This window comes from Rossellomorea sp. NS-SX7 (assembly GCF_052828565.1).
Genome location: NZ_CM128249.1, coordinates 1,570,464 through 1,591,789, shown reverse-complemented (window position 1 = coordinate 1,591,789; position 21,326 = coordinate 1,570,464). Strand labels below are relative to the sequence as shown.

The following is a 21,326-nucleotide window of genomic DNA, read 5'->3' as shown; positions in this document are numbered from 1 at the left end:
CCTCCGAAAAAAAAGAAGCTTCAGGAGACTCCCCCCAAAACTTCTTTATCAATTATACATTCTGTACTTGTTCCCTCTTTTTCCTTTCTTGCTGCTGTACAGCGTCAAATCTGATTGAAAATGTCGTTCCTTCCCCTTCTTCACTGTGTACGTTTATATCAGCTGAATGATCTCTTAGGATGCGCAGACAGATCGTCAGGCCAAGGCCGGTTCCCTTGGTTTTCGTCGTAAAGAACGGTTCTCCCAGCTTATCAAGGATATGCTTTTTCATCCCTATCCCTTCATCTTTAAATGTCAGTTCCACTTTATTGTATTCAGTTAAACCTGCCTGTATCGTTATACTGCCTCCATGCGGCATTGCTTCGATTGCATTTTTTACGAGGTTTATAAAAACCTGTTTCAGCTGATTTTCGTCCCCTTTTATGTATAATTCTCGCTGCATAAATGCGGTTTGTATCTCTATATTGTAAAGAATGGCATTTGTATTGAGCAGCTTCGCCACATGATCGAGTGTTTCAACAATATTGATTCGTTTATAAGTGACGGATTGAGGTTTTGCCAAAATCAATAATTCACTGAGTACGAGCTCAATTCTCTTAATTTCAGAAAATACGATTTCGAGATACTCCTTCGTCTTTTCATCTGCATCATCCCTTAAAAGTTGCAGAAAACCATTAATGGATGTAAGAGGGTTTCTCACTTCATGTGCAATGCCGGCTGCCAATTGTCCCGCAACTGAAAGCTTCTGGGATTCGATAGCAAGGGTCTCATTCATTTCTAGTAACTCTTCTTCATTATGTATTCTTTCTGTTATATCGGATATCGTGCCAACGGTGCCAGCCAGTTCTCCGTCTTCATTATAGTTCAGCTTGATATTTACTTCTCCCCATCGAAACTGCCCATTCCTCATCTGAAAAGAAAAATCCATCTTCGCTTTTTCTTTCTTATCACTGATGCTTCTTCTCAGCACACGAAGGAATTCATGACGTTCATGGAGTGAAATGAAATGAAGTGCATTTTTATGTAAGCTTTCTTTGAGGCTGTAACCCGTTAAATCTTCCCAGGATTGATTCAGGAATTGAAATTCCCCTTTTGAATTTGTGTGAAACACCACATCTGAAATGTTTTGCAGGACTAGCTGCAGCTCTTCGTTTAACCTTCTTATTTTCTCTTCACTTTTACTTAGTGCCGAGACGGTTTCATTGCTTTCATCGTAATTTTTTCCGGTGTAATATCCGATGAACAAAATAAGCGTTCCAAAAAGCAAATCAACTTGCAGGTTGAAGGAATAGTTAAGAACAAAATAGTAAATGAAATCCCAAACAATGATCAATAGAGCTCCTGTTAAAACAAACAAGATTCTGCCTTTATACTTTGTCATTTGACTTCCCCTTCCTTCCAAATCCAGCTAAAAATAGATGACAATCGAAAAAGAAAGAATTTTCACGATATTTGTTATTTATTAGTATATCATTTCTTATTAAGAACAGTATAGGTATCTTTTAGATTTATGATGATATTCTTGTCACATCCTTTTACGTTGTCTATAATGAAAGACGATACATATGCTTTTTTTGAGATACTGTACGTATTCACTATTTAACTGATATGATGAAAAAATTCCGGATTTTTTGGAGAATTGACAGGAATTGAATGGTTGAATGCCGCCATTTCAGCAGTTTTCGACGAAAGCGCTTAGAAAAATGAGGTGAAAGCATGCAGCTTGACGGATGGTTTTTATACTTTATCCTTTTTTGGGTGGTTTTCTTGATGGCTTCCTTTGCCATCGGCGGATTCTTTATGTTTCGGAAATTTTTAAAAAGGTTTCCTAAGGAAGATGGAAAATCAGATATGGACTGGGAAGAATATTATGTAAATGAAACGATTCATTTATGGGGCGATCAGGAAAAAAAGATGCTGAATGAATTAGTCACTCCCGTTCCTGAGCTATTCAGAGATGTTGCGAAGCAAAAAATCGCAGGTAAAATAGGGGAATTGGCACTCAAGGAAAATGCACCTTCCATTTCACAGGAACTGGTGATAAAAGGTTACATCATGGCTACTCCAAGACGTGACCATAAATTCCTGAGAAAAAAACTGGATGACATGAGGATTGACGTAGCTCCTTATGAGCACTTATTTTAAATTATTGAAAAAGGAATGAACAGTATGGGGTCTATTCTAGTGATTCCAATTATTTTATACATCATTTTTACAGTGGCTGCTGTTTTCCTGTTTAGGAGATGGAAAAAAGCAAACCGCAGGTAAACGATTCATATCGTTTACCTTTTTTATTTTCTTTTCTTCCTAAGAGTTGTTTCCTGAAAGCTTCCTTCATGCATTGACGCCGCTGAGAGAGCCGCCTCCGCTTTTGTCTCATCCAGCTGCGGCTGCTAGAGGCTCGAGGTCATAAGTCAATCCTGCCATGAAGGCAAAGAACGCCTTCACGACAGGCTCGCCTTATGCTTGTCGCCTCTGGGCCAGCCGCCTCCGCTTTCGTATTAATCTATAGGGTCTGCCGCTTTTCCATATTTGATTACGTCATAGATAGCTAGTCCATCACTTGGCTTTCCTTCCCCATTCCGATAAGGGAATAGTGAAAAAAAGATGAAATATACAGAAAAGTAAACGAATTGATAGAAAAAGATGTGAACGGGAATAACACCTTGGTAGATGAGAAAATTAATCATTAAAATGACCATAAGGTTAAAGAGGCTGCCTGATAAATAGATCAGCACATGTGACCACACTTTATTGTATTTCAGTTCAGTGTATTGACACCATCCTTCCATGAAATACATCCTATTGACCTCAAGAGGTCCTATATTAAATAATTTTTTCCCGGTACCTATTGCAAATTTTATCTTCGCTCCGAATATCCTGGCCACTAATACATGGCCTGCTTCATGTACAATGGTCACTAGCGGCAGTGTTAAAAAAAAGGCGAGAAAAAACGTCCAAATATCATGTAAAGTAAACAACTCGACAACCCCTTTTTTATGTATGTTTCTCTCCCTCTTCCCCTGAAGAAAAAACCTTACTCATATTTTTTTGCATTGTAAGAAAAACGTAACACTCTTTTTACTATCTAAAAGATTTACTAACATCAACATAAATCTTTTAAATTCACTCCATAAAAAAAACGGGACAAAATGAAATCATTTTGTCCCGTTTTTCAAACTCATTCAAATGGAATTTGTAGTAAAGTCGCGATTCTCCTGATACAGTTTTCGATATTGAATATACATGGCAATTCTCCAAGGGACGATCATCCCGAATGCGAGGATCCAGAACATGCCGCTGAGTGCACCATAATCGATTGATGTACTCAAAATCGATTTGGCGACTATCCTGATGATAAGAAGACCGATCAGTATAAATGCAAATGCTTTGGATCGTTTCAAATAAATATCATTGTCCCGTATTTCAAATTTAGACGTTTTTATCAGTAAAATGGAAAACAACATTCCCACAGTCAGTGCTTCTAACAGTTCCAGCGGCGTAACGCGAAAAAAAGGAAAAACAAACATTAATGCGCCTGTACTCATAAATAGCGGGGGCAAAATAATCTTTTTAGCGCTAACCGGCTTTTTCTGTGCCTTCATTCGAATAAATAAAACAAAAAATCCCATACATATTGCTACGATGGATGAAGCAATCATCATAAACGATCATCCTTTTACTCTCTACTTATTTACTTTACCATTATAGCTTATTTCGCATGAAAACGAAAACAACAATGAAAAGGTTAAGCAGCATGTCCAGCCCCTGCAAGCATCTGAGGGAGGACCGAAACGCCTCAAGTGGCCGGATGTCGGAGCCGGACATCAAAAAGAGAGGTTGAATCAACCTCCCTCCCCCATTATGAACCTAAAACTCTCTTTATTGCATCTACCACTCTTACCTCATCAAAAGGTTTTACGATAAAATCCTTGGCGCCGCATTCAATCGCTTCAACTACGACTCTTTGCTGCCCCATGGCCGAGCACATGATGATTTTCGCTTTAGGATACTCATCAAGGATTCTCTTCACTGCTTCGATCCCATCCATCTCTGGCATGGTAATATCCATCGTTACCAGGTCAGGCTGAAGTTCGCCATACTTTTCCACAGCTTCCGCTCCATTTTCCGCTTCCCCTACTACAGTGTGTCCGCTTGATGCCAGCATATTCCCCAATGTCATTCTCATAAACTTCGCATCATCCACTACAAGTATTGTTGCCACAGGTGTTCCTCCTCGTAAGAGCTTTCGCCGCATCCATTTTATGATACTTTAGTCCTATTCACGTCCTTACTATATCATTTTTCAGAAAAATATTCCATTTTAAATTCTCATGAATACGCTTAGAACCCTGTAAAGCCCCCGAATATAGAAGTGAAATAAGAAAGAATGACAGTCATCCAATCAAAGAAAAGCATAATACCGACGATAATCATGATATAACCGCCGATCTTGACGATTTTTGCACTGTTTTTTCTGATCCACTGCATTCTCCCGATGAAGAAAGAAAGGATTAGGAATGGGATAGCGAAACCAAGCACATAAGCTGTCATGTATAATACCCCTGAACCTGGGTTTGTTGCTGCAAGCGCAAGTACCGAGGCAAGAATGGGTCCTGTACACGGTGTCCATCCGGCTGCAAACGCCATCCCAATCAATACAGAGCCAATAAATCCCGATGGCCTGTTTTTAAATTCGATTCTGCGATCTTTCATCAGCATTTCAGGAGTGAATACACCGATGACCACTAATCCGAACACAACAATAAATATTGCCCCGAGCTGGCGGATTAAATCTTTATAGTCGAGGAAGAACTCCCCGATAAAGGATGTACCGAATCCGATCGCGATGAATATGACTGAAAAGCCCAACAGAAACAATATGGTATGTATCATGCTTCTTCTTTGGAGCATGGCATTGTCCGCTTTTAATTCACTGACACTCATCCCTGTAATATAGGATAGGAATGCCGGATATAGAGGCAGGCAGCATGGAGAAATAAAACTTAAAAATCCCGCACCGAAAGCCAGAAATAGGTTGATATCTGCCATAATCACAACTCCTGTTTTTGTTTGTATATATCTATTCTATCAAACAATCGCTTATACTATGAGAATCTATTCTGTGAACGATTTGTGACCATTCAATTACAAATTCATTTGCCACTTTCCAAACATGTTTCAACGACTTTAAAAAGTTATTTTAGCTTTGAAAATTTATCCCTTTTTCGTTATACTAATAAAAAGTTACAGTTATTACTAGTTTTGTATTCCTTATGTAAGGAACTACAAAAGAAAGGAAACAGCCGTGTCTAAACAAGAGCTTCTGGAACGTATTGAAAAAAAGCGTGCTCAATTGATTGCTATAGTTGCCGAAAATGGACTATCGTCACCACAAGCCATTCAATACAGTCAAGAATTGGATTTACTATTGAACAGTTACAATACAACCTACATAAAAAAATATTCGACGCAAGTAAGCTGATAACCAGTAACGCATACATGTATTCATAGAATGAAAAAGCAGACCGGCATCCGGTCTGCTTTTCAATTTCATGAAATCCCTTTAGAAACTACATCTTCCATTCCTTCAACCAGTCCATTCTGCAATAAAAACATCTTATGATAAATCCCCTTCTTTAAGAGCAATTCCTGATGCGTACCTCTCTCTGCTATCTCACCTTGGTGCAGTACAAGGATGGTATCTGCATCTTGAATCGTTGACAGGCGATGAGCAATAGCGATGGTGGTTCTGCCCTTCCTCATCTTGGACAACGCTGTCTGGATTGCTTCCTCAGTTTCAGTATCAATATTTGCCGTCGCTTCATCGAGGACCAGGATTTTGGGTTTGGTCGCAATCGTTCTGGCAAAAGCAATCAGCTGCCGCTGCCCGCTGGATAGTGTGGCCCCCCGTTCGACTACTTTGCTGGAATAACCGTCTTCAAGCTCCTCTATGAATACGTTTGCTTGAACAAATCTCGCTGCTTCCATCATTTCTTCTTCGGTTATGGTTTTGTTATGAAGCTTGATATTATCCTTGATTGTTCCATAAAAGAGAAATGGATCTTGAAGCACCAGACCCATCTTTCCCCTCAGCTCATTCATTGGATAGGATCTGATGGACTTTCCATCTATTAAAATTTCTCCTGAAGAGTATTCATAAAATCTCATCAATAAATTAATAATCGAACTCTTTCCACTGCCGGTATGACCCACAAGCGCTACAGTCTCACCGGGTTTGGCAGTAAAAGAGATATTTTTCAGCACCTCTTTATGTCCATCATAAGAGAAAGATACATCTTTAAACGTGATTTGCCCCTTTTCAATTTCTTTATGAACGCCTTCTGAAGTTTGTGAAGGGGATACTTCATCCTCATCCAATAATGTAAAAACCCTTGAAGAAGCAACGATTGCTTGCTGAAACATGGAGAGCCGCATCATGATTTGATTAACCGGTTCAAAAAAGCGGTCAAGATAGTTTACGAATGCATAAAGGACCCCGATCTCTATTGGCTGATTAAATGATGTAATACCAAAAAAACTTAGAACCACAATCAGCGCTGCAACATAAACAAGATCGATCGCGGGCCTTAAAAGCAATCCGTCCACTTTAATATTCTTCATCCCAGCTAAGAAGTGCTTCTCATTGATATCACCAAATTCCTCACGCATCCTATGTTCCTGCCTGAATACTTGGATGATCGACATTCCTTGCAATGACTCACTCAATTTTGCATTTAATTGGCTAAGCCTCTCCCTCATATCTTGATAGAATATCGAACTATATTTGCGGTAAAGAACCATGATATAGAGGATAAGGGGTAATATGAATAAACAAAAGAGCGCGAGCTTCGGATTAAGGACGAACATCGCAATAAAGATCCCCGTTAGTAAAAATGCTCCCTGAATGAAAGAAACCATGACACTTACGAACATATCTTTGATAGCCTCGGTATCATTTGTCACCCGTGATACGATACTGCCTGCAGGGGTTTTATCAAAATACTTCATACCAAGGCTTTGAACCTTTGTAAAAACATCCACCCGCAGCTGTTGAATGATTGTTAATGCAATTTCCTGGAATTTTAATAATTGGAAGTATGAAATCAGAACATTTCCTATTTGGATCAGTAAATACGCCGACCCCAAAGCGACAAGAGGTCCATAGGGAAACTCTCTCGGCGTCAAGTAATCATCGATGAAGACTTTAATGATGATCGGACCGAACACATCACCTATGGTCGTTAACAATAATAGTAAAAAAGCCGTGAAGATTTTCTTTTTATGAGGTTTTGTATATTTCATTAAACGGAAGAAAATTTCACGCTGCCTGGCTGATGTCATCGCTGGTACTTTTTCCATTCCCTTACCCCCCATGCTCCACGAGCTCTTCTAACTGCTGCCTGATATACATTTCCCTGTAAATACCTTTAAGATCCATCAATTCTTCATGAGACCCCCGTTCAACAATTCTTCCGCCTTCAAATACGACAATAAGGTCTGCATGTTGAATGGCACTAAGTCTATGTGCGGTGATGATGGTAGTCTTTCCTGATCTGTTTTTCCTTAAAGAAGATAAAATGGCTTCTTCCGTCTTGGCATCCACCGCTGACAAAGAATCATCCAGGAGCAGGACTTCGGGATCCATCAGAAGTGCCCTGGCTATTGAGATTCGCTGTTTCTGTCCACCTGACAAGGAGACGCCCCTTTCCCCCACTATGGTCCCATATCCATGGGTGAATCCCATGATATCATCATGGATTTGTGCAATCTTTGCCGCTTCTTCCACCTGGCGGGGATCGGTGGTTGGATCAGAAAATGCGATATTGTCAAATATGGTTGAAGAAAACAAGAAATGGTCTTGCGGGACGTATCCGATCGCTTCCCGCAAAGTTGCCAGTCTATACTCATTTATCGAATGTCCGCCGAATAATATGTTTCCTCTATACCCGTCAAACTCTCTTAAGAGCATACGTAATATCGTCGTTTTACCTGCACCTGTTTTTCCAACGATTCCGATGGTACTGCCTTTCTCCACTTTGAAATGGATATCCTCCAATGCCGTCTTTTCTTCACCCGGAAAAGAAAATGATTCGACGCGATACTCGATATCCCCTGAAGGACAGACATCCAGTGCATTTTCTCTATCTTTAATTTCTATATCCTCACTTAACAGATTGGATACCCGGTCATAGGACGCCCTGCCTCTTTCTACAATATTAAAGAGCCAGCCGAAAGCGAGCATCGGCCATATCAACAATCCCAAATAGGTGGTGAAAGATATCAATTCACCTATCGTCAACTCTCCATTCACGACCAGTCTGGACCCAAAAACAATGGATAGGAAAAATGAGATGCCTACAATGATGGAAATGGTCGGATCGAATAAAGAATCCACTTTCGCTACGGCAACATTTTTCTCTACCACATCCCTGGATTGTATGTTAAAGGATTCAATATCTTCATCTTCCTGGCCAAATGTTTTGATCACCTTAATACCAGAGACACTTTCCTGAGTCTTGTCATTTAAAGCCGAAAACGCTTCTTGGGCTTTATGAAAACGTTTATGGAGAAGCGTACCGTAGTAATTCGTCAACAGGGCCATAAACGGCATCGGGATGAGCGCAATCAGAGTCAGCTTCCAACTGATTGTAAATGCCATGGCGATGATCACAAAACCTCCCGTAGCAAGAGAATCGACCAATGTCAGGACGCCTGCCCCAGCCGTCTGCTGGATCGCTTGTAAATCATTCGTAGCATGAGCCATAAGATCCCCGACCCTCCTTTTTTGATAAAAAGAAGGGGACATTTTTGTAAAATGGTGATACAAGCGATTTCTTAGCAAGCGGGACAGCTTGGTGGCCGAACCGAATATCATGATACGCCATATAAAGCGCAAACCATACATAGAAAGGGCTGTTCCTGTGAGAATGAGCACCCATTTCATCAGCTGTTCTGCAGTCAGATTATTGTTTTTGATGCTGTCTACGACGATCCCGACGATTTTCGGAGGAATCAACTGTAGTAAAGCTACAAACAAGAGGATGACAATCCCCGTTAAGTACGATTTTTTTTCTTGAATAAAGAACCATTTCAAATCTAAAAAGACCTTCATATCAAATCCTCCGCAGATATAATAAATGACTCTTTATTTTACCAAATATTCTAAAATTGAGAAATCTTTATTTTTCAGGAGCAGCGTAAAATCATCAAACAAAAAGAGCAGCCTTTTAAAAGGCTGCCCCTGCATGATGTTCCTATTATTCGTGGATTTCGACAAATGGTTCTTGATCCACTTCTTTTACAATTGTGGCTTTTAATCCTTTTGGTGTTTTCACATAGAGATATACGGGCATATGAGGAAAATAGTCGACAATTTCCGGTCCGATTGCCTGGGCAAACCCTACAAGCTCGGTTTCTTTGACCATTCCTGTATGTACATCAATGACCAGTTGGTTCAAGTTATCTTTTTTGTACAAAGCTTTACCCACAAATTCGATATCCTGATGTGAAAAATAACTCGACACGTAATCTTCCAGATCCCTGATGCGGTTCTGAAGGTCACGATCTTTTTCTTCCCCTTCCTTACTTGGGAAGTAATAATACTTCTCTTTAATCTCTTCCCATTTTTTGATCGTTTTGTCATTATCATCAACAAAGCTGCTTGTGAAATAGGTGCCGGGAACCACACTATTTATCGGCTGTAGTTTGTAGATTGAAATAAAAATCGGTACTTCTTTTAATTCTTTTATCGACCGAATCCTGCTGACGACTTTTTTGGCAGCTTCCTTTCCGTATTCTTCAAGCACTTTATCATCGATGACCTTCTCATCAAAATGCATTAACCCTTTGGAATCTTTTACACGTATGTAATCAATCTTGTTCATTGCAAACCCTAACGAAATTCCTTGGATCTTACCCTTGGAATCAACATAATTCTGCTCGTGTATATAGGCAAGGTACATAGGGTCTTTCTTTTCTCTTTCGATTCTCTCTTCCCAGCCCATATCTTCAGTAATCTTTATGGCCGGATTGAGACCTTCCTTATTATCCTTCGATTCTCTGCCTAACCATGAACTGATTTTATCCAAATACTGCCCTTCTTGATAAACATAATCCTCCGGAGAAAAATGATCTTTTGACAAAGACATCAGACCAGTCTCGATTTCATCCATATCACTGCGGTTATTTATCATCATAGTGATTAAACCCCTGTTTACGGATTTCTTCTGCTTATTGATTTTATAGGTTAAGTATTCACGGGCCTCGCTGGCCGCACTGTCTTGTATTTCAAGTGTTTCTTCATCGATCACTTCTTGGGTTTTATTATTATTACAACCTGACAATAAAACCAAAAGTGAAAGTGAAGCAATCATCCATTTTTTCATTTGTCTCCCTCCGCACCTTATTCTATCATAAATTCTTTTTTATACTGAATAATAAAGATGAAGTTTTTCCATATGAATTCATTCTCTCCTCTCCTGCAGGCTGATAGAAGGTATGAATGTGCTTCCTTCTGTTTTCAGGGCCGTGCATAAGATGAGACCATAAATAGAAAAAGCACTCATCATTGTGAGTGCTCTGACCTATTACTTCATATTCTTGTTCATTGCGTTCATCATTTGATTGATCTTCTTCTGTGATGGTTTCTGACCCATCTGCATCATCATCATGCGAAGCATTTGTTCATTAATAGGCGGGTTTTTCTTTAAGTAGCTCATCATGTATTTGCGAGCGATGAAAAATCCTAGTGCAATTCCTGCAAGTAATGCTATAACTGCAACTAGAACAACTAGCCAAGTTGACATGTTCTTACTTCCTCCTTCATGTTGTCCTTATAAAAGTGTACTAAACCAAGGAACATTATACAATATTTCTGTCATAATTTCTTATTAATATATAAATTTTCTTTGTTTTATGGGCTTCAACCAGCCATACCGCTCATTTTTCAGATCAATGGCGAGTAATTGGCCCATGTTCCTTCTTAAGATTTCGAAAAATATATACTCGCAGTCATGGGGACCCCACGCTTCTATCAGCATGCATTTTTCATTCAATAAAAGGGTTGCTCCCGAATCATTTCTTTCAATCCTGGCAGTAGTATCTATCCACCTTGAACCTTCAACCTTTACCAGTTCATGCTGCAAGATTCTTTGTGTAGGAAGGTAAGGAATAGGCTTAGTGATGAAGTCTACTTGTTTAGCGATGATTTGATTGAGTTCTCCGCAGCTTGCTTCCCAATCTGAAAAAAGGTCAAAAAACATTCGTTCACGTCCATAGTAGTGGTTGGCAAATGGTTCTTCGATCCAATAGATTTGATAACTTCTCACCTTTTTATCCCCCCTACATTTCCTTCTATCTAGTATAAAGGAAGATAGAATGCGACCATGTCAGAAATTGTAGAGAAATTGCACTAGTTTTGTCGAAGTTCATCTCACCCTATTGATTTTTTTAAAACAAGCATATCTAATGCCCTTATACCATTTTCAACGATCGGACGGGGATATTGCAGGAAAAAGTCTTGTTTTATCTCATCTATCCTAAATCCGCATTTTTGATAAAATGCGAGGTTTTCAATACTGCTGTTTGCCGTGCCGACACTCAAGTCCAAAACCCCGTCTTTTACAAGGATTTCTTCTAAAAGCTTCATCACCTTTTTTCCAATACCCTTTCCCTGAAAGCCGTTCAATAGACCAATGTTTTTTATTTCAGCTGAAATGGGAGAGTGAGGGAGAACATGAATGATGCCGATTCTCTCACCTCGATCCCAAATAGTATAGATATCGCCATCATGTAAGTAATTCATGATCATTTCTTCTGACTCATCTCCTATCAGAAGGAGCGGGATAAACTCTGTACGGCCATTTTGACTTTCTCGTATTAACTCCATCTCCGATATGCTCCTCCTTTTCCATACGGTTGAAAAACTGCATCCACACATTAGATGAGTGCATCAAAAAAGGCCAACTCCCAAGAGAAGTTGCCTCCTAAGGAGTTAGCCCGAAAGTTGATTGAAACTTATTGTAGTAATGCTTTGATTCTTGATACTACATTATCCGTTGTAAAACCGTATTCTTCAAGTACCTTTTCTCCAGGTGCAGAGGCGCCATATCCATTGATCGCAAGAATATCTCCTTCTGTACCTACATAACGATCCCAACCAAGCGGTGAGCCCATCTCAATGGCAAGACGCTTCGTTACACCCTTAGGAAGGATGGAATCCTTATATTCCTTAGACTGCTTTTCAAAGCGGTCCCAAGAAGGCATACTTACAACAGAAACACTGATGCCGTCTTTTTCCAACGCATTTTGTGCATCTACAGCCAAGCTTACTTCCGAACCTGTAGCAAGCAATAATGCATCCGGCTGTTCTTTACCTGCCGGGGAAACCACATACGCACCTTTTTCCACTCCGTTATATGCTTTATCTGCAGTCCCTTTCAGAGTAGGAAGGTTCTGACGTGATAACACAAGCATTGTAGGCTGATCTGTACTTTCCATGGAAAGCTTCCAAGCGGCCGCTACTTCATTTCCGTCAGCCGGTCTGATCACACACAGGTTAGGCATCGCGCGAAGTGATGCAAGTTGTTCGACCGGTTCATGTGTTGGTCCATCTTCCCCTACAGCAATACTGTCATGCGTGAACACATATGTTACAGGAAGACCCATAAGTGCAGCTAGACGGATTGCCGGTCTTAAATAGTCACTGAATACAAAGAATGTTCCGCCGAAGACTTTCAGGCCGCCATGTAAAGCCATTCCATTCATGGCTGCACCCATTCCGAATTCACGGACACCGAACCAGATGTTTTTACCTTCATAAGATTCAGGAGTGAAGTCTGCCTCTCCCTTAATCATTGTTTTGTTGGAACCTGCTAAATCTGCAGATCCCCCGATGAAGGACGGAAGTTTTTTTGCAATGGCATTTAACACTTCTCCGGAAGAAGCACGGCTTGCCAATGATGAACCTTCTTCATACACAGGAATTTCACTATCCCAGCCTTCAGGAAGCTCACCTTTGATCGCAGCTTCTAATTGAACTGCCAGTTCAGGATACTCTTCTTTGTATTTCTTGAAGAGGTTTGCCCACTCCTCTTCTTTTTGGGAGCCTGTTTGTTGAATCTGTTCTTCAAAGCGGCTGTACACTTCGTCAGGCACATGGAAATCCTGTTCAAAGGTCCATTTATACGCTTCTTTAGTCAGCTTCATTTCTTCTTCACCAAGCGGAGCACCGTGAACATCTGACTTACCTGACTTATTTGGTGCACCATATCCGATAACAGTCTTGACTTCAATCATCGTCGGACGTGCAGTGTCGGATTGAGCCTCTTCGATTGCTTTTGAGATTTCCTCAAGATCATTACCGTCTTCCACCCTGATATATTGCCAGCCATATGATTCAAAACGGCCTTTAACACTTTCAGAGAAAGATTTATCTAAATCTCCATCCAACGAAATATCATTCGAATCGTAAAGAACAACCAAGCGTCCAAGTTTGAGGTGAGCTGCTAAAGATGCTGCTTCAGAAGAAACACCTTCCATTAAATCACCATCACCGCAAATCGAGTATGTATAATGGTCAACAAGATTGTACTTATCTTTATTGTAGGCTGCAGCCAAATGTCTTTCTGCAAGCGCCATTCCGACAGACATCGCAATCCCTTGGCCAAGAGGTCCAGTAGTGGCTTCAACACCTGGTGTGTGACCGAATTCAGGGTGTCCCGGTGTTTTGCTTCCCCATTGGCGGAATTCCTTAAGGTCGTCCATTGACACATCATAACCTGATAAATGTAATAGGCTATATAAGAGCATAGAACCATGTCCTGCAGATAAAACAAAACGGTCTCTGTTAAACCATTCAGGGTTTTTTGGGTTATGGTTCATGAAGCGTGTCCATAGAGCATACGCCATCGGCGCTGCACCCATCGGCATACCCGGGTGTCCGGAACCTGCTTTTTCAATTGCATCGATCGATAATGTACGTATTGTATTAATTGCTAATTGGTCTGTATTATCAAACATATGTCAGACATCCTTCCTTTTCATACTTCCTTATTAATATTAATCTTCTTTGGTAGTTTATACAACTAACTTGAATGATAACATGACTTTGTTATGTTGAGAAATAAAAACCCCTTTAAAAGTATATTTCAATGGTAACTATGCTTTGAAATTTCTTGATTGTAATAACTCCAAATCATTAATAACGTTTGCTTATTATTTAGAAATGAAAATATTACACCGCTGTTGATTTCCGTGCAAGACTTCGCTTTCCTCGGGCGGGCGTTGAGCCAGGGTGAAGAGACTTTATGGGGTTTCAACTGTCCAGCTACAGGGCTTAGAGGCACATGTCATAAGCCAAATCGACCAAGAAGGCAAAAGAGCGCCTTCTAGGCCGATTCGTCTTATGCCACCCGCCTCTGAACAAAGCCCTTCCGCTTTTCTGATAGGAGTCTACGTCTTGCACTCCAACCAACAGCTGGAATGAGCTAATTCTCAATAAACATTCTTTGTCATAACTTTTGGAAAGCAAACAAAAAAGTCATCATGATTTCAACCATGATGACCTGATCTTATTTCTATTAATGCATTTTTCGTTTGTTTTGGATTTCTTTGACTTTCTTAGGGGTTACTTCGTTGCCCTCTGAGTCGAAGATCCGGGTGTTTTCTATCGTACCTTTCATTGATTGACGGAATGTCTCCAGGTACTCTTTTCTTAACTTCGTTTGTTCCTTTGCTTCACTTTCGGTCAGGCCACTGGCTTTTGCCTTCTTTGCCAGCTCATTTATTCTATTCATCTTATTCTTTGAAAGCATATTTAAAAACTCCTTTATAGCTATTATCCGGGTACTTGAAACTCTTTGAAATATACCGATATGTTACTAGATAATAGCCTATATGACAAGGGTCATGTTTCTCGCTGTGCTTCAGCTTCAGTATACTCTTTGAATCTTCTATGTACTGTCGCTTTTGATATATTATACCCAAACCCTCTCAAAGTAGCAGCAATTTCAGCAAACGTCAGCTCGTTCTTTCTCAGTCGCACAATTTCTTCAACCGGAACTTCAATTCGCTCCCTGCCTTCCAGATTCCCCTTGTTTTTTAAGTTTTGATGAGGACGGAATCCATTTTCAACCGCTCTTTTCATACCTCTTTTAATTTTTAGGTTATGGAGCTTTCTCTGATACTCTTCTACCATGCTGACAATATTGATGACCATCGAGTCTGATTCGGATAAATGCAGCTCCCCGCTATGAGTCTGACTAATGATCTTTACATCTTCCTTTAATATGCAATGTATTAATGCAATCTTTGCATTTCCTCTTCCAATTCTTGTTTCATCTTGAATCAGCACTGCATCAATGGACTTATCTTTTATTAAATCCAGCAGCATAAGGACTCCCGGGCGGTCCAATTCAAAGCCGCTTGCCTGATCCTTAATGACAGCTTCCACTTCAAATTGATGTTCCTCTGCAAGCTTCACCAATTCTGCTTCCTGTCTTTCCAGTGAGGTTTCCTGTGTGTCTTTCTTTGTGCTTACCCTGCAGTAAACTGCTGCTTTCATATACTCTCACCCTCTATTCGTTATTCATGGCAAGCTGTAAATCCGAGTGGGTCGGGAAAGTTGAAGATTCCACCGGTAAAACCAGGGACATTCCCGGTTCGATAGAGAAAGAAATAAGATTATTTTCTTCTCCGACCCATTTAATGAACTCTTCCCTGCTCATGGAATATTCCCCTTCAAATTTTTCTGCAATTGTCCAGAGAGTATCACCCTTACTCACAGTAACTGTTTCATAGTAAGGCTCGCTTCCTGTGGTTAAAAATAAATAGCCGGCTGATAAAAAAGATAATACAAAAAGAATGATTATGTAAGAGAAACGATTCCAAATTAGCGATAACATATAAAATGACCCCCATGCGAATGTTTGTTCTGTTCTTTGTAATTTGATTGTAATACGAACATTCGTTTGGTGTCAACCGAAAATTCGAACTTATGTTTGTATCATATGGAAAGACATGCTATAATGGGAACATAAGATCGATAATAGAGGTGCGTGAACATGACTAAATTGTCTAAACGACAGCAAGACATACTTCAATACATTAAAGTATCTGTGAAAGAAAAAGGCTATCCGCCTTCAGTCCGCGAAATCGGCGAAGCTGTCGGTTTGGCTTCCAGTTCCACGGTGCATGGCCATCTGGCAAGACTTGAAAGCAAAGGACTCATCCGCCGTGATCCCACCAAGCCAAGGGCAATTGAGATTCTTGATTTAGAAGAGGATACCATCCCTCGTCAAAAAGTGGTTAATGTCCCGTTGATTGGTAAAGTAACGGCAGGCCAACCTATTACGGCGGTCGAAAATGTCGAGGAATTCTTTCCGCTGCCTGAACGCCTGGCTCCTTCAGATGAACAGGTCTTCATGCTTGAAATCATGGGAGACAGTATGATTGAAGCTGGTATTCTGGATGGGGACTTCGTCATTGTGAGACAACAACAGACCGCTAACAATGGCGACATCGTAGTTGCAATGACTGAAGAGGATGAAGCAACAGTTAAACGTTTTTTCAAAGAAAAAGATTTTGTGAGACTTCAGCCGGAAAACTCAACAATGAGTCCGATCATCTTACGAAATGTATCTATTTTAGGTAAAGTCATCGGTGTCTATCGACAAGTTCATTAATTTTAAAAAACGCTATCTCATTAGCGTTTTTTATTTTCCCTTTATACAAAATTCATACAAAAACAAAAAGCCAGCGCCGGATTAGGCGCTGGCTTTTTGTTCGTTTCTTTAAAATGCTTCTTAGTACATTTGGATATATTGTTCTCTCTCCCAAGGATGTACTTGTGTACGGAACATATCCCATTCGATCTCTTTCGCTTCCACGAAGTGTTCGAAGATGTGTCCACCAAGGGATCCGATGATGACTTCATCTTTCTTCAGTTCTTCTAATGCAGCATGCAGAGTCGCTGGAAGATCGATGATTCCTGCTTCTTCACGCTCTTTTTTATCCATAACATAAATGTTTCTGTCAATTGGCTTAGGAGCCTCTAATTTATTCTTGATTCCATCTAAACCTGCAGCAAGCAGAACTGACATTGCCAAGTATGGGTTAGCCGCTGGATCGACACTACGCACCTCAACACGTGTACTGATTCCACGGGATGCAGGGATACGGATCAGCGGGCTGCGGTTTCGTGCAGACCATGCTACATAACAAGGAGCTTCATAGCCAGGTACAAGACGCTTGTATGAATTCACTGTTGGATTGGTGATGGCAGTGAATGCAGTAGCATGTTTAATGATACCTGCAAGGAATTGACGTGCAGTTTCACTTAACTGAAGATCTCCTTTTTCATCGAAGAATGAATTTTGACCTTCTTTGAACAGGGACATATTACAGTGCATACCTGAACCATTTACACCGAATAACGGTTTTGGCATGAATGTAGCGTGAAGACCGTGCTTGCGTGCAATTGTTTTTACAACAAGCTTGAATGTTTGGATGTCATCACATGATTTCAACGCGTTGGCGTATTTGAAATCGATTTCGTGCTGACCAGGAGCAACCTCATGGTGAGATGCTTCGATTTCAAAGCCCATTTCTTCTAATTCAAGCGCGATATCACGACGGCAGTTTTCACCTAAGTCTGTAGGTGCAAGGTCAAAATAACCGCCATTATCATTCAATTCAAGTGTAGGTTCACCATTTACATCTAATTTAAAGAGGAAGAATTCCGGTTCAGGCCCCAGATTGAAATCAGAAAATCCAAGCTCTTCCATTTCTTTAAGTACTCGCTTAAGGTTGTTACGCGGATCACCCTCAAATGGAGTTCCATCCGGATTATAGATATCACAGATTAAGCGTGCAACCTTCCCTTTTTCCGCTGTCCATGGGAATACAAGCCATGTGTCAAGGTCTGGGAAAAGGTACATATCAGACTCTTCGATGCGTACGAATCCTTCAATCGAAGATCCATCAAACATCATTTTGTTATCTAACGCTTTTTCTAACTGACTGAAAGGGATCTCTACATTCTTGATCGTCCCCAAAATGTCAGTGAATTGCAGACGAATGAACTTAACACCCTCTTCATTCGCTAATCTAATCACATCTTCACGAGTATACTTTGCCATTTACGTAATTCCTCCTCAGATTTAATTAAAGGTTATTTATTAATGAAAAAAGCGTGACATATCTCCCTGGCGCAAGGAAGCCCGATTTAACTTTCCGGAATGCATCAATTCATTTCGGAGTAATTTTCGCAGCTGTTCGTCGGAAAGATCCTGTCGTGCTTTTTCTTCCTCCTGCTTGCTTGTTTCAGATACTACTTTCTTTTCATCCATGGCAGACACAGAGAATATCTTTTTGATACCTGCCATATTCACCCCTTGATCTAACAAATCCTTAACTTCTAATAGTTTATCAATGTCATTCAAGGAAAAGAGTCTACGATTCCCCTCTGTTCTTGCAGGAGTAATCAACTCATGTTCTTCGTAGTATCGAATCTGACGAGCCGTTAAGTCCGTGAGCTGCATGACAATACTTATAGGAAACAATGCCATCGTTCGACGAATTTCACTTCCACTCATCCCGATTCCTCCTTTTCTTTTCCTTCATGTCTTCATTATATGTAATGTCAGATGTTCTGTCAATGAAATGTTAGAAATTCTTACATGAAAACTCAGAAGAAAAGGATAGTCGATTTTAGACTATCCAATTACTACTTTAATATCCGTTTTATATGGTTATTAAACCTTTATCAATCAATTTATCTATGGCAGTGCATACAGCTATTTTAACATGCGAATAGGTCAGCCCGCCTTGCACATACGCGGTGTATGGAGGCCTGATCGGTCCGTCTGCCGATAGTTCGATGCTTGATCCCTGGATGAATGTACCTGCAGCCATGATGACGTCATCCTCATATCCGGGCATATAATTCGGATAAGGAGTAAAATGAGAATTGATTGGTGATGCAAACTGGATGGCCTGGCAAAAAGCGACCATCTTTTCCTTATCATCGAATTGAACGGATTGTATGAGATCTGTCCGTTTGTCCCCGGGGGAAGGATTGGTATTCATCCCTAACTCAGTCAGCATGGCTGAAGTGAAAACAGCTCCTTTCAAGGACTGTGCCACTACATGGGGTGCAAGGAAAAATCCTTGGTACATCTCTTGCAGACTATAGAGGGAAGCACCCGCTTCCGCTCCGATGCCCGGAGACGTCATTCTGTATGAGCAGGCTTCCACCAATCCCTTTTTCCCTACAATATAACCGCCTGTCTTAGCCAGACCGCCACCCGGATTTTTTATTAATGAACCGGCCATAAGGTCAGCCCCGACATGACATGGCTCATGATCCTCCACGAATTCTCCGTAACAATTATCCACGAACACGACAATGTTCGGGTTGATCTCTTTGACAAAGTGAATCATTTCTTTTATTTCTTCAATTGTAAAAGAAGGACGGTTGGCATAACCTTTTGAACGTTGGATCCCAACCATTTTCGTTTTTGGGGAGATTGTTTTCTGAACTTGTGTAAAATCCACTTTTCCGGAAGGATCCAGGTCTACACATTCATATGATATGTTGAAATCTTTAAGTGAACCGGTCCCTTCTCCCCTAATACCTACTATTTCTTCAAGGGTATCATAAGGCTTACCAGTTATATATACTAACTCATCACCAGGTCTTAACACACCAAATAAAGCAATGGAGATGGCATGAGTTCCGGAAATGATCTGCGGCCTGACCAATCCTGCTTCCCCACCGAGTACATCTGCATAAATACTTTCGAGCGTGTCCCGGCCGATATCGTCGTACCCATATCCGGTAGACGGTATGAAATGCGAGTCACTTACTTTATGTTTCTGAAACGATCTGAGCACTTTAAACTGGTTCTGCTCAGCTTGTTCATCAATCAGTTTATGAATAGGGTGAATTGAATTTTCCACATTATTTGCTAGAGGTTTCAATACCTCTCCGTGTATTAGTTGTTCAAACATTACTTGCTTCCCTTCTGCTTTTGAAATTTCTTGATGCTTCCACTAATATGGTGATCTTCTAGATGATACCCGGCTATTTCATAAGATTGGGATTCCTCCATGAATTCAAGTTTCTTTAAGATGGTTTCATTCTTAAGCTGAGAGAGGATCCTCCCTTCACTTGCAGGTACAAAGACATGATAGGAATCCATTTGATCCTTAACCTTCTCCTCTACTTTTAACAATAGCTGTTTTCGATCGTCAGAGTCGATGGCACTGATCATGATCTGGTCTGTACCACTGACTGGCACAAACTCAGCATGACGTATATCCCTCTTATTGTAAACCGTCAGCACTGGCAGCCCTTCCATCCCAAGGTCTTTAAGAAGAGATTGAACGGTTTGTTCATGCTGATGATAATCCGGATTCGAACTGTCCACTACATGCAAAAGGAGATCCGCTTCTTTTACTTCTTCAAGAGTGGAGCGAAAGGCAGCTACCAGGGAGGTCGGCAGATCTTGAATGAATCCGACGGTGTCCGTCAGTAAGGTATGATAGCCGCTTGGTAAAACCATCTTCCTTGTCATTGGATCCAATGTGGCAAACAACTGGTTTTCTTCATAGGAATCAGCTATCGAAAGTCGGTTGAATAAGGTTGACTTACCTGCGTTCGTATAGCCTACCAGGGCAGCCTGAAAGGTTTTATTCTTCTTCCTTCTTTCCCGATATCTTTCCCGGTGTTCCACTATTGTCTGAAGCTGCTTTTTAATGTCATCGATTCTCCGATGGATATGCCTCCTGTCGCTTTCGAGCTTTGTTTCACCTGGGCCTCTTGTCCCGATACCCCCGCCCAGCCTCGATAAGGAGGTGCCTTGTCCGATTAAACGGGGGAGCAGATACTGCAGCTGCGCGAGTTCAACTTGCAGCTTTCCTTCACGGGACCTGGCCCGTTGAGCGAAAATATCCAAAATAAGCTGAGTGCGGTCGATGATCCTCGCATCCAGTTCCTTAGAAAGATTCCGTATCTGGCTGGGGGAAAGTTCATCATTGAAAATGATGATGTCAGGTTCAAACTGTTCTTCCAACGCCGCCAGTTCTTCTACCTTTCCTTTTCCTATATATGTACTGGGGTGAATCCGGTCCCTTTTTTGAGATAATACGGCGAGGACCTCCCCCTGAGCGGTCTGTGTCAATTCTTCAAGCTCTTTCATGCTATATCGAAAGCGGAGGTCATCTTCTTCTAACTGACAACCGACTAACAGGATTTTTTCCTTTACATCTTTTTTCAAAAAACACCCTTCTTTCGATTGATATTGTTATATAAATCCCATCTT

Annotated in this window: 22 protein-coding genes; 3 read left to right on the top strand and 19 right to left on the bottom strand. The window is 40.8% G+C overall.

The window, feature by feature from the left end; translation table 11 throughout:
* Nucleotides 1-52: 52 nt before the first annotated feature.
* The gene (locus tag ACUXV2_RS07735) at nt 53-1,381 is read right to left on the bottom strand and encodes an ATP-binding protein (protein WP_446246435.1); all 1,329 of its coding nucleotides are present in this window, start codon (nt 1,379-1,381) and stop codon (nt 53-55) included.
* A gap of 335 nt (nt 1,382-1,716) precedes the next feature.
* Here ACUXV2_RS07735 and ACUXV2_RS07730 point away from each other — a divergent pair, with 335 nt between their 5' ends.
* Complete coding sequence (locus ACUXV2_RS07730; RefSeq protein WP_446246434.1) at nt 1,717-2,145, top strand: DUF2621 domain-containing protein; 429 nt, start codon at nt 1,717-1,719, stop codon at nt 2,143-2,145.
* 356 nt (nt 2,146-2,501) lie between these two features.
* On the opposite strand, the gene ACUXV2_RS07725 is transcribed toward ACUXV2_RS07730, so the two are convergent.
* The 4 genes from ACUXV2_RS07725 to ACUXV2_RS07710 form a co-directional block, all read right to left on the bottom strand.
* Nucleotides 2,502-2,981: a site-2 protease family protein gene (locus ACUXV2_RS07725; protein WP_446246433.1), complete on the bottom strand. Its 480-nt coding sequence runs from the start codon at nt 2,979-2,981 to the stop codon at nt 2,502-2,504.
* A gap of 204 nt (nt 2,982-3,185) precedes the next feature.
* Nucleotides 3,186-3,665: a CcdC family protein gene (locus tag ACUXV2_RS07720; protein ID WP_446246432.1), complete on the bottom strand. Its 480-nt coding sequence runs from the start codon at nt 3,663-3,665 to the stop codon at nt 3,186-3,188.
* 197 nt (nt 3,666-3,862) lie between these two features.
* The gene (locus ACUXV2_RS07715) at nt 3,863-4,225 is read right to left on the bottom strand and encodes a response regulator (protein ID WP_446246431.1); all 363 of its coding nucleotides are present in this window, start codon (nt 4,223-4,225) and stop codon (nt 3,863-3,865) included.
* A 119-nt stretch (nt 4,226-4,344) separates the two neighbouring features.
* The gene (locus tag ACUXV2_RS07710; RefSeq protein WP_446246430.1) at nt 4,345-5,052 is read right to left on the bottom strand and encodes a cytochrome c biogenesis CcdA family protein; all 708 of its coding nucleotides are present in this window, start codon (nt 5,050-5,052) and stop codon (nt 4,345-4,347) included.
* A 256-nt stretch (nt 5,053-5,308) separates the two neighbouring features.
* Here ACUXV2_RS07710 and ACUXV2_RS07705 point away from each other — a divergent pair, with 256 nt between their 5' ends.
* Nucleotides 5,309-5,485, top strand: a complete 177-nt coding sequence (locus ACUXV2_RS07705) for a Spo0E family sporulation regulatory protein-aspartic acid phosphatase (RefSeq protein WP_446246429.1) — start codon at nt 5,309-5,311, stop codon at nt 5,483-5,485.
* A gap of 68 nt (nt 5,486-5,553) precedes the next feature.
* On the opposite strand, the gene ACUXV2_RS07700 is transcribed toward ACUXV2_RS07705, so the two are convergent.
* The 10 genes from ACUXV2_RS07700 to yneA all read right to left on the bottom strand — a co-directional run bounded on the left by ACUXV2_RS07700 (nt 5,554) and on the right by yneA (nt 15,905).
* Nucleotides 5,554-7,362: an ABC transporter ATP-binding protein gene (locus ACUXV2_RS07700; protein ID WP_446246428.1), complete on the bottom strand. Its 1,809-nt coding sequence runs from the start codon at nt 7,360-7,362 to the stop codon at nt 5,554-5,556.
* Nucleotides 7,363-7,366: 4 nt separating this feature from the next.
* On the bottom strand, nt 7,367-9,115 hold the full coding sequence (locus ACUXV2_RS07695) for an ABC transporter transmembrane domain-containing protein (protein WP_446246427.1): 1,749 nt from the start codon (nt 9,113-9,115) through the stop codon (nt 7,367-7,369).
* A 145-nt stretch (nt 9,116-9,260) separates the two neighbouring features.
* Nucleotides 9,261-10,388, bottom strand: a complete 1,128-nt coding sequence (locus ACUXV2_RS07690; protein ID WP_446246426.1) for a CamS family sex pheromone protein — start codon at nt 10,386-10,388, stop codon at nt 9,261-9,263.
* A 201-nt stretch (nt 10,389-10,589) separates the two neighbouring features.
* Nucleotides 10,590-10,808, bottom strand: coding sequence for a YneF family protein (locus ACUXV2_RS07685; protein WP_032088694.1), 219 nt, complete (start codon nt 10,806-10,808; stop codon nt 10,590-10,592).
* Between the two features lie 84 nt (nt 10,809-10,892).
* Nucleotides 10,893-11,330, bottom strand: a complete 438-nt coding sequence (gene sirA / locus ACUXV2_RS07680; protein ID WP_446246425.1) for a sporulation inhibitor of replication protein SirA — start codon at nt 11,328-11,330, stop codon at nt 10,893-10,895.
* Nucleotides 11,331-11,434: 104 nt separating this feature from the next.
* Complete coding sequence (locus tag ACUXV2_RS07675; protein WP_446246424.1) at nt 11,435-11,890, bottom strand: GNAT family N-acetyltransferase; 456 nt, start codon at nt 11,888-11,890, stop codon at nt 11,435-11,437.
* Between the two features lie 128 nt (nt 11,891-12,018).
* Complete coding sequence (gene tkt, locus ACUXV2_RS07670; RefSeq protein ID WP_446246423.1) at nt 12,019-14,022, bottom strand: transketolase; 2,004 nt, start codon at nt 14,020-14,022, stop codon at nt 12,019-12,021.
* Between the two features lie 560 nt (nt 14,023-14,582).
* Nucleotides 14,583-14,816 carry a DUF896 domain-containing protein gene (locus ACUXV2_RS07665; protein ID WP_446246422.1) on the bottom strand — a complete coding sequence of 78 codons (234 nt, stop codon included), beginning with the start codon at nt 14,814-14,816 and terminating at the stop codon, nt 14,583-14,585.
* A gap of 92 nt (nt 14,817-14,908) precedes the next feature.
* Nucleotides 14,909-15,565, bottom strand: a complete 657-nt coding sequence (locus ACUXV2_RS07660) for a YneB family resolvase-like protein (protein ID WP_446246421.1) — start codon at nt 15,563-15,565, stop codon at nt 14,909-14,911.
* Between the two features lie 13 nt (nt 15,566-15,578).
* The gene (gene yneA / locus ACUXV2_RS07655; protein ID WP_446246420.1) at nt 15,579-15,905 is read right to left on the bottom strand and encodes a cell division suppressor protein YneA; all 327 of its coding nucleotides are present in this window, start codon (nt 15,903-15,905) and stop codon (nt 15,579-15,581) included.
* A gap of 159 nt (nt 15,906-16,064) precedes the next feature.
* Here yneA and lexA point away from each other — a divergent pair, with 159 nt between their 5' ends.
* Nucleotides 16,065-16,685: a transcriptional repressor LexA gene (gene lexA / locus ACUXV2_RS07650; RefSeq protein WP_175989117.1), complete on the top strand. Its 621-nt coding sequence runs from the start codon at nt 16,065-16,067 to the stop codon at nt 16,683-16,685.
* Nucleotides 16,686-16,805: 120 nt separating this feature from the next.
* Here the strand turns inward: lexA and glnA are convergent, their stop codons facing one another.
* The 4 genes from glnA to hflX all read right to left on the bottom strand — a co-directional run bounded on the left by glnA (nt 16,806) and on the right by hflX (nt 21,281).
* The gene (gene glnA, locus ACUXV2_RS07645) at nt 16,806-18,140 is read right to left on the bottom strand and encodes a type I glutamate--ammonia ligase (RefSeq protein WP_446246419.1); all 1,335 of its coding nucleotides are present in this window, start codon (nt 18,138-18,140) and stop codon (nt 16,806-16,808) included.
* 39 nt (nt 18,141-18,179) lie between these two features.
* Nucleotides 18,180-18,596, bottom strand: a complete 417-nt coding sequence (locus ACUXV2_RS07640) for a MerR family transcriptional regulator (RefSeq protein WP_446246418.1) — start codon at nt 18,594-18,596, stop codon at nt 18,180-18,182.
* Nucleotides 18,597-18,744: 148 nt separating this feature from the next.
* Nucleotides 18,745-20,013 carry a methionine gamma-lyase family protein gene (locus ACUXV2_RS07635; protein ID WP_446246417.1) on the bottom strand — a complete coding sequence of 423 codons (1,269 nt, stop codon included), beginning with the start codon at nt 20,011-20,013 and terminating at the stop codon, nt 18,745-18,747.
* Nucleotides 20,013-21,281 (bottom strand): GTPase HflX, encoded by a 1,269-nt coding sequence (gene hflX, locus ACUXV2_RS07630; protein ID WP_446246416.1) that lies wholly within the window; start codon nt 21,279-21,281, stop codon nt 20,013-20,015. Before hflX ends, ACUXV2_RS07635 begins: the two co-directional genes overlap by 1 nt.
* Nucleotides 21,282-21,326 lie beyond the last annotated feature (45 nt).

What these genes read in the sequence shown, in the direction of transcription:
- tkt (WP_446246423.1), bottom strand. Translation starts at nt 14,022, where the DNA reads ATGTTTGATAATACAGACCAATTAGCAATTAATACAATACGTACATTA.
- ACUXV2_RS07695 (WP_446246427.1), bottom strand. Translation starts at nt 9,115, where the DNA reads ATGAAGGTCTTTTTAGATTTGAAATGGTTCTTTATTCAAGAAAAAAAA.
- ACUXV2_RS07685 (WP_032088694.1), bottom strand. Translation starts at nt 10,808, where the DNA reads ATGTCAACTTGGCTAGTTGTTCTAGTTGCAGTTATAGCATTACTTGCA.
- ACUXV2_RS07710 (WP_446246430.1), bottom strand. Translation starts at nt 5,052, where the DNA reads ATGGCAGATATCAACCTATTTCTGGCTTTCGGTGCGGGATTTTTAAGT.
- ACUXV2_RS07635 (WP_446246417.1), bottom strand. Translation starts at nt 20,013, where the DNA reads ATGTTTGAACAACTAATACACGGAGAGGTATTGAAACCTCTAGCAAAT.
- ACUXV2_RS07700 (WP_446246428.1), bottom strand. Translation starts at nt 7,362, where the DNA reads ATGGAAAAAGTACCAGCGATGACATCAGCCAGGCAGCGTGAAATTTTC.
- ACUXV2_RS07665 (WP_446246422.1), bottom strand. Translation starts at nt 14,816, where the DNA reads ATGCTTTCAAAGAATAAGATGAATAGAATAAATGAGCTGGCAAAGAAG.
- ACUXV2_RS07640 (WP_446246418.1), bottom strand. Translation starts at nt 18,596, where the DNA reads ATGAGTGGAAGTGAAATTCGTCGAACGATGGCATTGTTTCCTATAAGT.
- glnA (WP_446246419.1), bottom strand. Translation starts at nt 18,140, where the DNA reads ATGGCAAAGTATACTCGTGAAGATGTGATTAGATTAGCGAATGAAGAG.
- ACUXV2_RS07675 (WP_446246424.1), bottom strand. Translation starts at nt 11,890, where the DNA reads ATGGAGTTAATACGAGAAAGTCAAAATGGCCGTACAGAGTTTATCCCG.
- ACUXV2_RS07690 (WP_446246426.1), bottom strand. Translation starts at nt 10,388, where the DNA reads ATGAAAAAATGGATGATTGCTTCACTTTCACTTTTGGTTTTATTGTCA.
- ACUXV2_RS07720 (WP_446246432.1), bottom strand. Translation starts at nt 3,665, where the DNA reads ATGATGATTGCTTCATCCATCGTAGCAATATGTATGGGATTTTTTGTT.
- lexA (WP_175989117.1), top strand. Translation starts at nt 16,065, where the DNA reads ATGACTAAATTGTCTAAACGACAGCAAGACATACTTCAATACATTAAA.
- ACUXV2_RS07730 (WP_446246434.1), top strand. Translation starts at nt 1,717, where the DNA reads ATGCAGCTTGACGGATGGTTTTTATACTTTATCCTTTTTTGGGTGGTT.
- ACUXV2_RS07660 (WP_446246421.1), bottom strand. Translation starts at nt 15,565, where the DNA reads ATGAAAGCAGCAGTTTACTGCAGGGTAAGCACAAAGAAAGACACACAG.
- yneA (WP_446246420.1), bottom strand. Translation starts at nt 15,905, where the DNA reads ATGTTATCGCTAATTTGGAATCGTTTCTCTTACATAATCATTCTTTTT.
- ACUXV2_RS07735 (WP_446246435.1), bottom strand. Translation starts at nt 1,381, where the DNA reads ATGACAAAGTATAAAGGCAGAATCTTGTTTGTTTTAACAGGAGCTCTA.